We start from the raw sequence: 14,748 nt of genomic DNA, 5'->3' as shown, positions 1-14,748 counted from the left end.
ATTGCTTCGCTTCGCTCGCAATGACGGAAAGCTAGATACAATGGGAATCACCTGATGTCATCCCGCAAACCAGCCAAACCCGCCACCGCCTCCCTCGCCGTCAAGGACGCCACCTTCGGCCTGCTGCGCGCGTTCGGCATCAAGCGCGTATTCGGCAATCCCGGCTCCACCGAACTGCCCTTCCTCAGCGACTGGCCCGACGACATCGACTACGTGCTCGGCCTGCAGGAGGCTTCCGTCGTCGGCATGGCCGATGGTTATGCGCAGGCGACCCGCAATGCCGGTTTCGTCAATTTGCATTCCGGCGCCGGCGTCGGCAATGCGCTCGGCAATATCTACACCGCCCATCGCAACCAGACGCCGCTGGTCATCACCGCAGGCCAGCAGGCGCGCTCGATCCTGCCGCTGCAGGCTTTCCTCTATGCCGAGCGCGCCTCCGAATTCCCGCGCCCCTACGTCAAATACAGCGTCGAGCCGGCGCGCGCCGAAGATGTGCCGGCCGCGATCGCGCGCGCCTATTACGTCGCGATGCAGCCGCCCTGCGGGCCGACCTTCGTTTCGATTCCGATCGACGACTGGACACGCCCGGCTCAGCCGGTCGAGGCCCGCCACATCAGCCGCGAGCTCGGCCCCGACCCGCAAGCGATGAGAGCGCTGGTCGCAGCGCTCGCAGCCAGCAAACGCCCCGCCTTCGTCGTCGGCCCGGCCGTCGACCGCGCCGAGGCCGTCGATCTGATGGTGTCGGTGGCGGAGAAGGCGAAGGCTGCCGTCTGGGTCAGCCCGTTCTCGGCGCGCTGCGCCTTTCCGGAACGTCATCCGCAATTTGCGGGCTTCCTGCACGCCTCGCCGGGACAGCTATCGGACGCGCTGCGCGAGCATGACCTCGTGGTCGTGATCGGCGCGCCGGTGTTCACCTTCCATGTCGAGGGCCATGCCCCGATCTTCGATGGCGCCACCACGATCTTCCAAGTCACCGACGATCCGGATGCGGCCGCGGTCACGCCGTCGGGCGCCAGCATCATCGCGACCATGAAGCCGGCGCTTTCGATGTTGCTCGACCTCTTGCCCGAAACCGCGCGCGCGATGCCGGCGGGCCGCGTGCTGCCGCCGGCGCCAGCGGCGGCCGATCCGCTCCCGGTCGAATTCCTGCTGTATCAGCTCTCGCAAGCCATGCCCGACAATGCAGCACTGGTGGAGGAAGCGCCCTCGCACCGCCCGGCGATGCAAAAGTTCATGCCGATGCGCGGCCAGGACAGTTTTTACACCATGGCGAGCGGCGGCCTCGGCTACAGCCTGCCTGCCGCGGTCGGCATCGCGCTCGGACGCCCCGGCGTCCGCACCGTCTGCCTGATCGGCGACGGCTCGGCGATGTATTCGATCCAGGCGCTGTGGACCGCGGCGCAGCGCAGGCTGTCGCTCACCGTGGTAGTCATCAACAACGCCGGCTACGGCGCGATGCGCTCGTTCAGCCAGGTCATGCAGGTGCGCAATGTGCCGGGGCTCGAGCTACCCGGCATCGATTTCGTGAAACTCGCGGAAGGCATGGGCTGCCACGCCGTGCGGGTGACGAAATCATCCGAACTCGCGGGCGCGCTCAAGCACGGGCTCTCGCATGCCGGCACCAGTCTGATCGAAGTGATGGTCGATTCCGCGGTCCCCCTGCTCTACGCGCAGAAGGGGTGAGGCACGCCTTTCGCCACGTCATTGCGAGGAGCAACGCGACGAAGCAATCCATCTCTCCTCGTGCGGTGAGATGGATTGCTTCGCTTCGCTCGCAATGACGTGGATGGACCATTGCGGCCGCGCGGAAGAGCTAGGCCCGACGCGCCGCAGCGATCAGCGCATGGGGCGATCCTGCGTCGCTGGGGCCCGTCCGAATAGCCTGGCATACCAGCTCATGACCCCATAGGGCTCGTCTATTGGACCGCGAGTTCCATACGCGGCATTTACTTGACGTTGTTCTACGTTCGCACGAGAATTCGGCATGGGGCAACCATGGAGTGAATGCCATGAAACAGCCAAGCCTCAGAAAAGCTGCCCTCGCGGTCTCCGTCTTCACATGCGCGACCATGCTCTCGTTTGATTGGAGCGAACAAAGGAGCGTTTCGCTATCTGTCGAGCGCGCGCAAGCACAGACGGTTGATCCGTTGACCCCGGCGCCGGGCGTTACCCGGCGGCAGGCGCGGCGGGCCGCGGCCGGTGCCGCCGCGGTGGGCGCCGGTGCTGTCGCAGCCGGAGCGACTGCCGCCTACTACGGCAGCGGACCCTACGCTTACGACCGCGGCAACGGACCCTACGCCTACTACGGCGGCAACAGTCCCAACGCCTATTACGGCGGTCCGGGCGTATGGAGCCAGGACTACGCGGCGCGCAACGGCATAATCTGCCAGCCCGGCACAATGGTCCGCCTGGACGACGGCTTGATGCACAGGTGTCAGTAGCAAAGGAGTAATGCGAAATTCTCTCCTCCGTCATTGCGAGGAGCAACGCGACGAAGCAATCCATGCCTCCGCGTGTTGAGCCATGGATTGCTTCGCTTCGCTCGCAATGACGGGGGAGAGGTCCGTGTGCCCCTCAGCTCATTTCCCGTAAGCTTCCCGCATCTTCGCCTGGATCTTGGCCATGCCCGCGATCCAGCGGTCGTAATTCTCGGTCTTCTTGCGCATGTAGCCGAGCACCTGCGGGTGCGGCAGGATCACAAAGGTTTCCTCTTCCAGCCCCTTCAGCACGTCCTGTGCTACCTGCTCCGGCGAGAGATCGCCGTCGCCCGATTGCGGGCCCTTCGGGATCGAGCGCAGCATGTTGGTGTCGACGCCCTGCGGGCACAGGATCGAAACCTTGATGTTGTCGGCCTTGTGCGAGATCGCGAGATTCTCTGCAAAGCCGACTGCGGCATGCTTGGTGGTCGAGTAGGCCGGGCTGCCGACCTGCGACAATAGTCCCGCCGCCGAGATCGTGTTGAGGAAATAGCCGCCGCCGCGCGCCTTCATGCGCGGGATCAAATGCCGCGCCGCATAGACATGGGCCATCACATGAACGGCCCAGCTTCGCTGCCACGGTTCGTCGGAGTTTCCGCCGGCATTCACCGACAGTGGATCGAAACCGCCGCCGATGCCGGCATTGGAGCAGAACAGCGCAATCGGGCCGAATTGATGCTCGGTCTCCTCGATGACGTGAAGGACGTCCTTCTCTTTTCCGACATCGCATTTGAAGGCCGCCCCACTGATCGGAGTGGCGACGGCTCGCGCGCCATCGGGATCGATATCGGCAACAACGATCTTGGCGGCGCCTTCACGATGAAAGGCCTCGCACATCGCCTTGCCGATGCCATTGGCGCCACCGGTGACGACCACGACTTTGCCTGTCACCTGCATGGTCGCTCTCTCCCGTTTGTTATGATCCTACGTCAGGACCACCATATCGAGAATAGCCGTATAATGGCAGGCGGCGCCGAGCAAGACGAAGCCGTGCCAGATCGCGTTCTGGAAGCGCAACCGCTGCCAGGAATGGAAGATCACCCCAAGGCTATAGAGCACGCCGCCTGCCACCAAAAAGCCCAGCGCCAGCGGCGGCACCGCCTTCACCACGGCGTCGTAAAGCGTGACGCCGCTCCAGCCCAAGGCGAGATAGAGGCCGACCGCCAAACGATCGTATCGCCCCGGCAGCGCCAGTTTTAGCACCACACCGGCAATCGCGATGCACCACACCCCGGTCAGCAGCGCGATCGCGAGATAGCTGTCCCGGAGTTCCACGATGAACGGGGTATAGGTCGCGGCGATCAAGAGATAGATCGCCGAATGATCGAAGCGGCGCAGCACCCATTTGGCGCGCGACACCGGCCAGAGATTATAGACCGCCGACAATGTCAGCATCGCGAGCAGGCCTGTGACGTAAACGGACACCACGGTAATTTCGAACGCACCGGCATAGACCGCCGTCAGCACGATCAGGGCGGTGGCGGCGATGAGCCCGAAACAGACGCCGACGATATGCACGACGCCATCGGCGATCAGCTCGGCGCGGTCGTAATTCCAGTGCATGGCGCCAGCCGCCGCATGGATGGATGTCGAGGCGATTTGTTTCAGTCTGAAGATAGTCATGCAGGTCCGCAGTACGTGGTGAGGGAGCGATTATATATGGGTCTTCCGAGGTCAACGAACCGTTCACGCCGCCGGCTCCAGGGCCGTCGCCATGCGCTTTCGCTGACGATGCCAGTATCCCGTCGCCGTGGCATTTTCGTGCAGCCGGTAACCGCCGGATATCCCGAGCGGATTCGCTCGTCAGACGATCACAAGCGCTTGATTTCGGTCCGCCAATCGCCACTTCTCCGGTAATTGCACACCAACGCCCCTCTCGAGCTTTCCGCCCCGTATGGCCCCCAGTTTTTCAGATATCGTCGAGGAAGCGCGCCTGTCGGCGCGGGCGCTGCTGGACTACGGCGACAGCTTTTTCAATCCCACCGTGCGGCTCGGCGTCACCGGCCTGTCGCGCGCCGGCAAGACCGTGTTCATCACGGCGCTGATCCACGGCCTGACCCGCGGCGGCCGGTTTCCGGTGTTCGAACCCTACGCCTCGGGCCGGATCGCGGGCGCCCGGCTCGCGCCGCAGCCGGACGACGCGGTGCCGCGCTTCGACTATGAAAACCACGTCCGCACCCTCATCGAGCAGCGGCGCTGGCCGAACTCGACCACTGACATCTCTGAATTGCGCCTCGTCATCGATTACCAGCGACAGAATGGCGCGGACCGCACGCTCACCATCGACATCGTCGATTACCCCGGCGAATGGCTGCTCGATTTACCGCTGCTCAACAGGAGTTTCGAGCAATGGTCGGCCGAGAGTCTTGCGCTGTCGCGCGAAGGCCCGCGCGCAACACTCGCCGCGCCCTGGCACGGGCACCTGAAGACGCTTCATCCCGAGAGCCGCGAGAACGAGCAGGCGACGCTCGCCGCCGCAAAACTGTTCACCGATTATCTGCGCGCCTGCCGCGACGAACGTTTTGCCATGAGCCTGCTGCCGCCCGGACGTTTCCTGATGCCGGGCAATCTCGCGAGCTCGCCGGCGCTGACCTTCGCTCCGCTCGATGTGCCCATCGATGGCGCCGCGCCCGACGGTTCGCTGTGGGCGATGATGCGGCGGCGCTATGAAGCCTACAAGGACGTCGTGGTGCGCCCGTTCTTCCGCGATCATTTTGCGCGGCTCGACCGCCAGATCGTGCTGGTCGATGCGCTCGCGGCCTTCAATGCCGGGCCCGAGGCGCTGCACGATCTCGAAGCCGCGCTTGCCGGCATTCTCGATTGCTTCCGGATCGGTCGCAGCACCATCCTCAGCAGCTTGTTTCGTCCGCGGATCGACCGGATTCTGTTTGCCGCCACCAAGGCCGATCATCTGCACCATTCCAGCCACGACCGGCTCGAAGCCGTGCTACGGCGGGCCGCCGCCAAGGCAGCCGACCGCGCCGAATATGCCGGCGCCGCCATCGACGTGGTCGCGCTATCAGCGGTACGCGCCACGCGCGAGGCAATGGTTACGCGCGGCCGGGAGAAGCTGCCGTCGATCCTCGGCACGCCCGCGCCCGGCGAGACCGCCAATGGCGAGGCCTTCGATGGCGAGACCGAAGTGGCGACCTTTCCGGGTGATCTCCCCGCCGATCCCGAAGAACTGTTCAAGGGCGGCTTTCGCGGCCTTTCCAGCATACCGTCCGACAGCGCCGATTTCCGCTTCCTGCGCTTCCGGCCGCCGCTGCTGGAGCGCACCGGCAAGGACGAGCCCGCGCTGCCTCACATCCGCCTCGACCGCGCCCTTCAGTTCCTGATCGGAGACCGACTGCAATGAGCGAGAAAACGCCGCATCGGCGACCGGCGACGTTCAAGCTCGGCGATCCCGGCGTCATCGTGATAGACCCGGACGACACCGGCCGCCCTGCCCGCGGCAGGGTGCAGATCACACCGGAGGCGGATCCGGCGCTGTTGCCCGTTCCACTCGATGCACCGAGGGTCCCGATGCGCCGCGGCTTTCGCTGGGGCGCGCTGTTCTGGTCGGCTATCGGCGGGCTGGTGCTGCTCGGCACAGGGCTCGGCGTCGTCAACCTGATCGAGGACCTGTTCGCGCGCAGCCAGACATTGGGCTACGTCGCGCTGGCATTTGCGGCGGCGGCCGGACTGGCGCTGACCGTCGTCATCGCGCGCGAGGCGTTCGGGCTGGCGCGGCTGGCGGCGATCGAAAAGCTGCACCAGCGCGCCACTGAAGTGCTGCGCAGCGACGACCGCGCCGAGAGCCGCGCCGTCGTCAACGAACTGCTCAAGCTCGCGCATAAAAACCCGCAACTGGCGCGCGCCCGCGCCACGCTTGCCAGCCACGCCGACGACATCATCGATGGCGCCGACATGATCAAGCTTGCCGAGCGCGAACTGATGGCGCCGCTCGATGAAGAGGCGCGCCGATTGGTTTCAACGGCCGCGCAGCGCGTTTCTGTCGTGACCGCGGTAAGCCCGCGCGCGCTGATCGACGTGCTGTTCGTGTTCGTCGCCGCGATGCGCTTGATCCGGCAACTGGCGCGGCTCTATGGCGGCCGCCCCGGCACGCTCGGCATGATCAGCCTGTTGCGCCAAATCATCGGCCATCTCGCCATCACCGGCGGCATGGCGGTGGGCGACAGCCTAGTGCAGCAGATGCTCGGCCACGGTATCGCGGCAAAGCTCTCGCAACGGCTCGGCGAGGGCGTGCTCAACGGCCTGCTGACGGCAAGGCTGGGATTGGCCGCGATCGATGTGACGCGCCCGCTGCCGTTCACGGCATTACCGCGGCCTGCGCTCTCCGATCTCGCCAAGGACCTTTTGAGCAAGCGCGAAGATGAGGCGTAAGCCAATCGCCACGGCATCTGCTCTCACCGTCATTCCGGGCGCGACGAGCGGTGTCTGACGCGGGGGTCCGTACCATCAGATCGATGTCACCTATGAATACCGCGAGCCCCGCGGCAGCTACTTTCTATCCGTCCCTCTATCGAGCAACGCAATTTTCGGAAGTGGCTTGGTCGCGCGTCCAGTTCCTTGACGCTATTTTCGTTGCTCCCACTGGATGAATTTCTCAAGCAGAGCTTCGGATTTTTCGGGTGCTTTAGCCGTTCCAGCGGAGGCGGGTTCGGAAACAGCACGTTCCGGGCTATTGCTTTCTTGTGATTGTTGAAACTGCATGAAACCGTGTAGCAGCTCTTGGGAGTCTTTGGGCGTCGTTTGAGCCGGTGTAGCCAATGCGGGAGTGGAAATGGAAACAGCGAGCTCCGAGCGATCGCGTTCTAACTTTGGAACTAGGTTAAAAAAGATGAGCGCCACGACCACAGCGACACCGATTGCTGCGGCAACTCCACCCGCAACGGCAAACAGCGCGCGTCGTGGACGGCGTTCCTGAGCGAACTGCAACTCCAGCGGATGCCGGTTGGATTTGGCGAAGGCTTCCTCACGCATCTCATCAAAACGAGACCGAGAGGAAGTGGGAGGCAAATGGTCCGATCTCGTCTGTGTCGCGTTAGATCGATGGGCCGCTTCACTGCGCACCGCGCGCGGCGCGTAGTACAAAGGATCGTCTGGACTATGGGGCGCGGAATGTTCGTCCGAACGGATGAAACTCATTTGCACTGCTCCTCACGACGCCAAAATGCTACTCCGGTGCTTTGGTATGGGCGAGATTGTCGCCGCGAAATCCTAGCGAGTCAGTTGCGTTGAGTCATCTCTAAATCACTAGGTCTGTCATCTGTGACGTCGTATGTGACTGCCCGACGAGCAAATCACTTCTGATTTTCAGAAATCGTGTAAAGCCCAGGAACCAAAAATATTCCGCTTAACTTCCGGAGCAAATCATCGGCATAACTGCGCCCGTCTCACCCATTGAGGGGCGCTCGCGATCGTCACGAACGTGCGGTGAGATGCGATGGACGCGGAATGCGCAAGACGTAGGCGCAGGAAGCGTACGGCGAAGTCGTGTGGTTCGGGCGCCGCGGTGCTGGCGTTAAGTCTGCGGGAAGTGTCCCGCCGACGACGGAGGCAAAAGAGCCGTTCTCCGGGAAGAGCACGAAGTAAGCCGTAAAGCCATTGCACAGGGAAGGCCGGGATGCTCCCGCTGTACCTGTATGCTCGTGTGCGCTTTTGCTATGCGCACTTGCACACGAGACCGCGGGTGCGGCAAGCACCCGGTCTTCCCTGCGCCCTCTGAATGAGAGGGCGGGAAAAGAAGATGCAAACCTCGGGCTAAACATGTCGCGAGAATGCGAAACTGTAGCCACACGTCATTGCGAGCGAAGCGAAGCAATCCATTGTCACCTCATACGCGGAAAGATGGATTGCTTCGCTTCGCTCGCAATGACGTGGAAAGGCCGCGGCGTACTGGATTGCATGATGGCGTCGCCATCCTGTTGGATGGGGCGCCGGCGGCCCCTCGAGTACTGGTCAGGTCCTGCAAGACCGTGGGAATCTTAGGACCGCCGGCGTTACGGTCTGACACGCGCACGGTAGAGAGGGCCTGAGCCCGCATTGCAATCCGGCGTGCCGACCAGATGCATATTCTGTCGGAGAACAGCCACATGGACAAGATGGTGATCGGGGTGGACGTTGCCAAGGAGTGGATCGACATTGCGATCGCGGGTGACAGTCGGGTCAAGCGGATCGCGAACAGTGAGCGAGCGATTGACGCTTGGTTTATGCAGATCGGGGCCGGCTCGATCGGCCTGGTCGCGTTCGAGCCGACGGGCGGCTATGAGCGGCTTCTGCGACGGTGTCTCCGCCGCGCGAAGGTCGCCTTCAAGCAGGTGCACCCGAACGAAGTCGTCGCCTATCGCAGGCGGCGTGGCATCAAGGCCAAGACGGACCGCATCGACGCCAAATTGTTGGCCGACTTTGCCGCCGAGGAGCTCGCTCGCCGCGACATCGAGTCGGTTCCAGAGGCCGCTGAGGTCTTACGTGAACTCGCATCGCGGCGCCGGCAGTTACAGGCTCTGCTGCATGCCGAGACCTGCCGCTGCGACGTGGCAGACAGCGCCATTGTGCGCAAGAGCCTGCGGGCGGTCATTGCCGCCCTTGAGCGTTCACTCGCTACGGTCGACAAGGCCATCGCCGAACGCATCGCAAGCTCCGCGCATGCCGAGACCAGCCGGCGGCTGCAAACCTTCTGCGGTGTCGGCCCCGCCATCGCGGAAACATTGATCGCGGACCTGCCGGAACTCGGACATCTGTCAGGCAAGAAAATCGCGGCCCTTTGCGGCCTTGCCCCGCACACGCGCGACAGCGGCAAGCAGCACGGGCATGCGTCCATTGGTCATGGCCGCTCCAGCGTGCGCAAAGTGCTCTTCAACGGCGCCCGCAGCGCGATCCAGCACAATCCGGTCATGAAGGCCTTCTACCGACATCTGGTCGATGACAATCATCGCCTGGGCAAGGTCGCGCTCACCGCCGTCATGCGCAAAATGCTGGTGACGCTCAACGCCATGATCCGTGACCGATCAGATTGGAGACACGCAGCCAGGCCTGCGGCATGAGCCTTCGATCATGGCAAGCCAACGCGGCAGCGAGCGCAGCCGGTCAAGGCCGGCATCGCCGCCGCGCAGCGGTCGCCTTGACCGGCGAGCACGATGCCGCACTCTCGCCCATGATCGACCTCTTGACGAACATCACGGTAGATCCCCCGCATGCGCGGGGGATGACGACCTCACGAAAGGCGATTGTCATGCGCCTCGCGCCCCGCCAGCACACGCCAGCGGAACAGCGGCGAATCTGGCGGCGGCGAGAGTTCGGGCGTCCAGCCGGTGAGTTTTTCCAGCGCGTAGGTATCCATCACCATCCCGCGCCAGACGCGCTCGACCCGCTCCAGCGGCTCGCGCTTTGCCGTGGTGAGATTCCAGAGCGGCAGGCGATGGTCCGGCTCACGGGCGACGTAGAGGCCGGGATGATCCTTGATCAGGTTCATGCCGGGATCGCGAAAGCCTTGAAACCGTCCGCGCTCGTTGATCTGGATGACCGGCACCTGCCCTTTGAAATACCAGCGCAACATTGCATAGGTGCGATAATCCGACGTCGCGATCCAGCTCGCACCGGTCTCTCGCAACTGGTCCCGCGCGCGCGCCGCGACCTGCTCATAGCCGGCCTCGCCACCGATCGGATCGGTCCTGCCGATAAAATTCCAGGGCGCCGCGATACAATAGAAGAACACGCCTACCACGAAAGCGATGCCGGAGATCACCGCCACCCTCGCCCACCGGAACGTCGATTGGACCATCCACTCCGAAAAGCCCTCGCGCGGCAGCATGACGAGGTTGATGGCGGTCGCGGCAAAGCCGGCGGGCCACAGGAACATCGGCCAGGTGTCGCCGACGCGGAGCATCAGCGACTTCCAGAGGAAATAGAGGAACGGCACCAGCACGGCGGTCGACAGCAGGATCGCGACCGGCTCGCGCGTGCGGTAACCGCGCCAGGCCGTCAGCGTGACGCCGGACAGCACCACCGGCAGCAGCACGAAGCCGACGAGCCCGAACTGCAGGCCGATGAATTCGCCGACGGTGCGCAGCGACAATTGATGGGTCGCGACCGCGCGCACGAACTGGAAGCGGAACGAGGCCCAGTCGTGCTGCGCGTTCCAGATCAGTACCGGCGAAAACACGATCGCCGCGATCAGCGCTGCCCGCCATGGATACTGGCTGAGAAGCCAGCGGCGGCGCCAGTCCGGCACCAGCACGAACGCCACAACCGCCGGCAACAGCATGATCGCGGTGAACTTCGACAGCAGCGCCAACCCTGCGAACAGTCCCGCGGCAAGCCACCAGCGAGGGTTGCCGCTCTCATGCAGCCGCACCAGCGCCCACAGCATGGCGACCGCAAACGGGATCATCGCGGTGTCGGGCGCGACCTTCGCCATCAACAGCCCGTAATACAGCGCTGCTTCCGGCAGCAGCAAGGCGAAGATCACGGCGCGAACGTCATGCGTCACGCGCCGGACGATGTCGGCGAGCAGGAGCTGCGTGACCAGCATCGCGACGATGCCGCCGAACCGCACGCCGAGATTGGTGTCGCCGAAGATCGCGGTGCCGAACCGGATCAGCCAGGCGATGCCGGGCGGATGATCGAGAAAAGCGAGCGCGCTCTCCTTCGACCAGGTCCAGTAATAGGCCTCGTCGGTACGGAGATCGAGCACGCTGGCATAGACCAGCCGCATCGCCGTCAACGCGGCGATCAGCAACGCCACGGCAAGCCAGGGCGGCGTGGCAGAACGGTCCGGTTTGGCTTGGCTGTTATTGGGCGGGGCTATGGTCACGGCGCGCTTTTCCTCGACTGTGCCGGGAGTGTCAACGAGCCGCGGCGGAAAAAAGTTGATCGTCGTCCCTGTGAACCCAGGCGACCCATAACCACCGATCATGATAAGGAAAACCGCATGGCCACAGCCCCACTGAGAGGCCGCGAGTATGGGTCCCTGCGTGCCGCCTTCGCTAAAGCTTCGGCGAGCCCAACGTCAAACCCCGGCGAAGCCTTGGCGAAGACGGGTCGCAGGGACGACGGCGAGTGGTATTCACCGTATGAATTAGTCGCTACCATTGCCCAATATTGACCTATGGATCGCATGGCCGCCCTCTCCCGAGACCAGATCACGACCTTCCTCCGCGGCATCAGCCTGCGGCAGGTCCGCCTTGTCACCGGGGTGATTTTGTTCGCCTATCTGGTCAGCCATTTCCTCAACCATGCGCTCGGCAACATCTCGCTCGAGGCGCTGGCGACCGGCGTCTATCTCCACACGTCGTTCTGGCAGTTCCTGCCGGTCACGGTCCTGTTCTACGCGGCATGCCTGGTGCACACCGCGCTCGGCATCTGGGCATTGTATGAACGCCGGCAATTCCGCTGGAAGGCGATCGAGCCGCTGCAGCTTGCACTCGGCCTCAGCGTGCCGATGCTGATCATCGCCCATATCATCGGCGTCCGGCTCGGCCAGACGCTCTACGGACATGAGAAACTCTATCCGCAGATCCTGTTCCTGTACTGGATCTGGGCGCCGTGGCGGATCTGGATGATGCTCGCGGTCATGACCATCGCTTGGGTGCATGGCTGCATCGGGCTGTATCTGTGGCTGCGGATGCGGGCGTTCTACAAGCGCGCAGCCCCGTTGCTGCTCGCCGCGGCGGTACTTATTCCGACGCTTTCCATGCTCGGCTTCTATCAGAGCGGGCGCATGGTGATTGACAATGACAGCGTGGAATGGCGGGCGGAAACCCAGTCGGAGCGCCAGATCGGCACGCGGGCCGAGGCGCAGGCGCTCGATCGCATCACCGACTATTTCCTGTTCGGCTATTTCGGCCTAATCGGCATCGCGCTGGTGGCGAGAGGCGTGCGCGCCATCAACGAGCGCCGCCGCGGCATGATCAGCCTGTCCTACGGCAACGGGCGCACCGTCCGTGTGCCGAAGGGCCTGAGCGTACTCGAGGCGAGCCTGCGCAACAACGTGCCGCATGCCAGCGTCTGCGGCGGCCGCGCCCGCTGCTCGACCTGCCGCATCCGCATCATCGGCGACTGCTCTGCGCTGCCAGAGCCGTCGCAGCGCGAGGCGTTCGTGCTTGGCCGGGTCGGCACCTCGGATCCATCCATCCGCCTCGCCTGTCAGTTGCGGCCGCCATCCGATCTCTCATTCTTTCAACTCTTCCTGCCGCTCACCTCCGCCGACGGTCACGAGTCGCACCCGACGCGGATTGGTCAGGAGCGCTATCTCGTCAGCCTGTTCGTGGACATGCGCGGCTCGACCAAGCTTGCGGAAAAGCGCCTGCCGTTCGACACCGTCTTCATCGTCAACCGGTTCCTCGGCGCGGTGTCGCAGGCGGTGCTCGCGAGCGGCGGCATGCCGAACCAGTTCGTCGGCGACGGCATGCTGGCGCTGTTCGGACTTTCGACCAGCCGGCAGGAAGCCTGCCGCCAGGCATTGCACGCGGCGGCGATGATCGCTGCCAACATCGACGAATTGAATAAATTTCTCGAACATGATTTGCGCGAACCGATCCGCTTCGGCATCGGCATCAACGGCGGCGAAGTGATCGTCGGTGATATCGGCTACCGCGATCACATGGTGTTCACCGCGCTCGGCGACGCCGTCAACGTCGCGGCGCGCCTGCAGGACATGACCAAGAGCCTTGCATGCGAAGTCGTCATCTCGGACGAAGTTCGCGCTACCGCTGGCCTCGCCGCCGATGCATTGCCGCAGCATGAAGTCGAGATCCGCGGACGCAACGAGCCGATGATCGTACGCAGCGTGACAGATGCGCGGATGCTGCCGGCGCTGGCTAACGAAGAGCAAAGCGCCGCCGCGTGAAATCACGCCGGCAATGGTGGTTCGAGGCGCATGAATAATCGTTCAGAAAAGTGTCGGCGAACGCGGCGCGGCCATGCCCAAGCGCGGCGCAGCCATGCTGAAGGCTCGCCGCCGCCACCCTCCAGGCGAAAGAATGGCGTCAACGCAGCGGATCGATCCACCCGCCAAAAATTGGAATTGCCGGCCGCCCGGCCGCGTCAAATGGACCGGAAACCCTCAAAACGGCCGGAATCGGCTGGGAATGGGGGCATTTTTGCCGAAACGGCCGGTCCGTTTACGCTACCCAGCCTGCCCCAACCCGCGTATCCTCATGCCTCGGGCATGCCGGTTAGTGCGGGGACCGGCAGCTCGTTTATTTTTTTGATTCCGCGGAGACGACGTGAATGGCTAAAGGTACGGTGAAGTGGTTCAACCCGACCAAGGGATACGGGTTTATCCAACCCTCAAGCGGCGGCAAGGACGTGTTCGTTCATATTTCGGCAGTTGAGAAAGCTGGTCTTTCGACACTCAATGAAGGGCAGACCGTCGAGTACGAAGAGATCGCCAACCGCGGCAAAACTTCGGCCGAGAACCTCAAGGTTTAGCGCGACCGCGCAATCGGCAACGGCGCACTCTCGGACCTAAATCCGGGAGTAGGGCTTAAGAAACTTCTCGAAAACTGTGAGCGTTCGGCGGAGCGGGCACCGCTTCTGCACGCACGATGGCTAGATCGTTGCGCGAAAAACCGGCCGCTCAATCTTCCGTGACCCACTTCTGAACCGTCATCACGTCCGGTGGCTGCAGGTAGCCGCGCGGCCAGAGATCGACGACCCATTCGACCCTGGTGGCGCGATCGACCAGCACCGCGGTGTTGTGCGGTGTCTGCAATACCAGCGTATTACCGCGATAGCGCGGATCGCCGATCGCGTGATGCTTCAACAGGCCCCACTCCTGCAGCACCAGCAAAAGACTGGTGGTGTTGCGCGTGGTGTCCCAGCAATCGTAATTGTGCTTGTCGTCGAAGTAGCGGAAGTCAGCTTTCGCCACGCGCTTGTTGGTGCCGATGATCGGCCCCATGCGGCGATCGAACCACACCACCGCCCTCTGCACTGCCGCGCGTTCGGCCGCGGCCGAGGCGCGGCCCGCTTGCATGATCTGTGTCAACGCGCTGCGGTCGCCGGCCGTGAAATCGAGGATCTCGCGGCGCCGGCAGACGAAGCCGTAGCACACCGTCATGGATTTGGCTGACGGCGGATAGATCGAAACCGAGTTGTAGAGATTGGCGACCTCGGCGCTCATCTCGACCGCTCTCGCCGGCAGCGCTCCGAACAGCGCGGTCAGGAGCACGCCAAACGCGACCGCGAAGCTGGTCCGCGTTCGGCTTCCCTGTATCGGCGGAGCGGCGCCTCTCATGATCCCTGCTGTTCCCAAGCGACGGCG

Annotated in this window: 12 protein-coding genes; 7 read left to right on the top strand and 5 right to left on the bottom strand. The window is 63.7% G+C overall.

The genetic code is table 11. The annotated features are described in order from the left end of the window. Positions 1–54: 54 nt before the first annotated feature. Complete coding sequence (gene mdlC, locus V1278_RS08600; RefSeq protein ID WP_334380311.1) at positions 55–1,683, top strand: benzoylformate decarboxylase; 1,629 nt, start codon at positions 55–57, stop codon at positions 1,681–1,683. A 326-nt stretch (positions 1,684–2,009) separates the two neighbouring features. After that, complete coding sequence (locus V1278_RS08595; protein WP_334380310.1) at positions 2,010–2,441, top strand: hypothetical protein; 432 nt, start codon at positions 2,010–2,012, stop codon at positions 2,439–2,441. Positions 2,442–2,579: 138 nt separating this feature from the next. Here the strand turns inward: V1278_RS08595 and V1278_RS08590 are convergent, their stop codons facing one another. Next, positions 2,580–3,374, bottom strand: coding sequence for an SDR family oxidoreductase (locus tag V1278_RS08590; RefSeq protein ID WP_334364809.1), 795 nt, complete (start codon positions 3,372–3,374; stop codon positions 2,580–2,582). A 27-nt stretch (positions 3,375–3,401) separates the two neighbouring features. Further along, the gene (trhA, locus tag V1278_RS08585) at positions 3,402–4,100 is read right to left on the bottom strand and encodes a PAQR family membrane homeostasis protein TrhA (protein ID WP_334380308.1); all 699 of its coding nucleotides are present in this window, start codon (positions 4,098–4,100) and stop codon (positions 3,402–3,404) included. A gap of 271 nt (positions 4,101–4,371) precedes the next feature. Between trhA and V1278_RS08580 the strand changes: the two genes are divergently transcribed. Next, a complete protein-coding gene (locus V1278_RS08580; protein ID WP_334380307.1) occupies positions 4,372–5,835 on the top strand; it encodes a YcjX family protein in 1,464 nt (487 codons plus the stop codon). Then, positions 5,832–6,863: a YcjF family protein gene (locus V1278_RS08575; RefSeq protein ID WP_334380306.1), complete on the top strand. Its 1,032-nt coding sequence runs from the start codon at positions 5,832–5,834 to the stop codon at positions 6,861–6,863. Before V1278_RS08580 ends, V1278_RS08575 begins: the two co-directional genes overlap by 4 nt. A 192-nt stretch (positions 6,864–7,055) precedes the next feature. Here V1278_RS08575 and V1278_RS08570 read toward each other — a convergent pair whose 3' ends face one another. Continuing rightward, complete coding sequence (locus V1278_RS08570) at positions 7,056–7,628, bottom strand: hypothetical protein (protein ID WP_334380305.1); 573 nt, start codon at positions 7,626–7,628, stop codon at positions 7,056–7,058. Between the two features lie 947 nt (positions 7,629–8,575). On the opposite strand from V1278_RS08570, the gene V1278_RS08565 reads away from it, so the two are divergent. After that, positions 8,576–9,526: an IS110 family transposase gene (locus V1278_RS08565; protein WP_334380304.1), complete on the top strand. Its 951-nt coding sequence runs from the start codon at positions 8,576–8,578 to the stop codon at positions 9,524–9,526. A 170-nt stretch (positions 9,527–9,696) separates the two neighbouring features. On the opposite strand, the gene V1278_RS08560 is transcribed toward V1278_RS08565, so the two are convergent. After that, positions 9,697–11,196: a glycosyltransferase family 39 protein gene (locus tag V1278_RS08560; protein WP_334384134.1), complete on the bottom strand. Its 1,500-nt coding sequence runs from the start codon at positions 11,194–11,196 to the stop codon at positions 9,697–9,699. A gap of 402 nt (positions 11,197–11,598) precedes the next feature. On the opposite strand from V1278_RS08560, the gene V1278_RS08555 reads away from it, so the two are divergent. Then, a complete protein-coding gene (locus V1278_RS08555; protein WP_334380303.1) occupies positions 11,599–13,329 on the top strand; it encodes an adenylate/guanylate cyclase domain-containing protein in 1,731 nt (576 codons plus the stop codon). A gap of 383 nt (positions 13,330–13,712) precedes the next feature. Continuing rightward, positions 13,713–13,913 (top strand): cold-shock protein, encoded by a 201-nt coding sequence (locus tag V1278_RS08550; protein ID WP_028351035.1) that lies wholly within the window; start codon positions 13,713–13,715, stop codon positions 13,911–13,913. A gap of 148 nt (positions 13,914–14,061) precedes the next feature. Here V1278_RS08550 and V1278_RS08545 read toward each other — a convergent pair whose 3' ends face one another. Further along, positions 14,062–14,721 carry a hypothetical protein gene (locus tag V1278_RS08545; RefSeq protein ID WP_442893674.1) on the bottom strand — a complete coding sequence of 220 codons (660 nt, stop codon included), beginning with the start codon at positions 14,719–14,721 and terminating at the stop codon, positions 14,062–14,064. Positions 14,722–14,748 lie beyond the last annotated feature (27 nt).

It is taken from the genome of Bradyrhizobium sp. AZCC 1577 (assembly GCF_036924575.1).
In the GTDB taxonomy this organism is placed as follows: Bacteria; Pseudomonadota; Alphaproteobacteria; order Rhizobiales; family Xanthobacteraceae; genus Bradyrhizobium.
The sequence above is the reverse complement of the archived record's forward strand: the minus strand, read 5'-3'. Positions and strand labels throughout refer to the sequence as shown.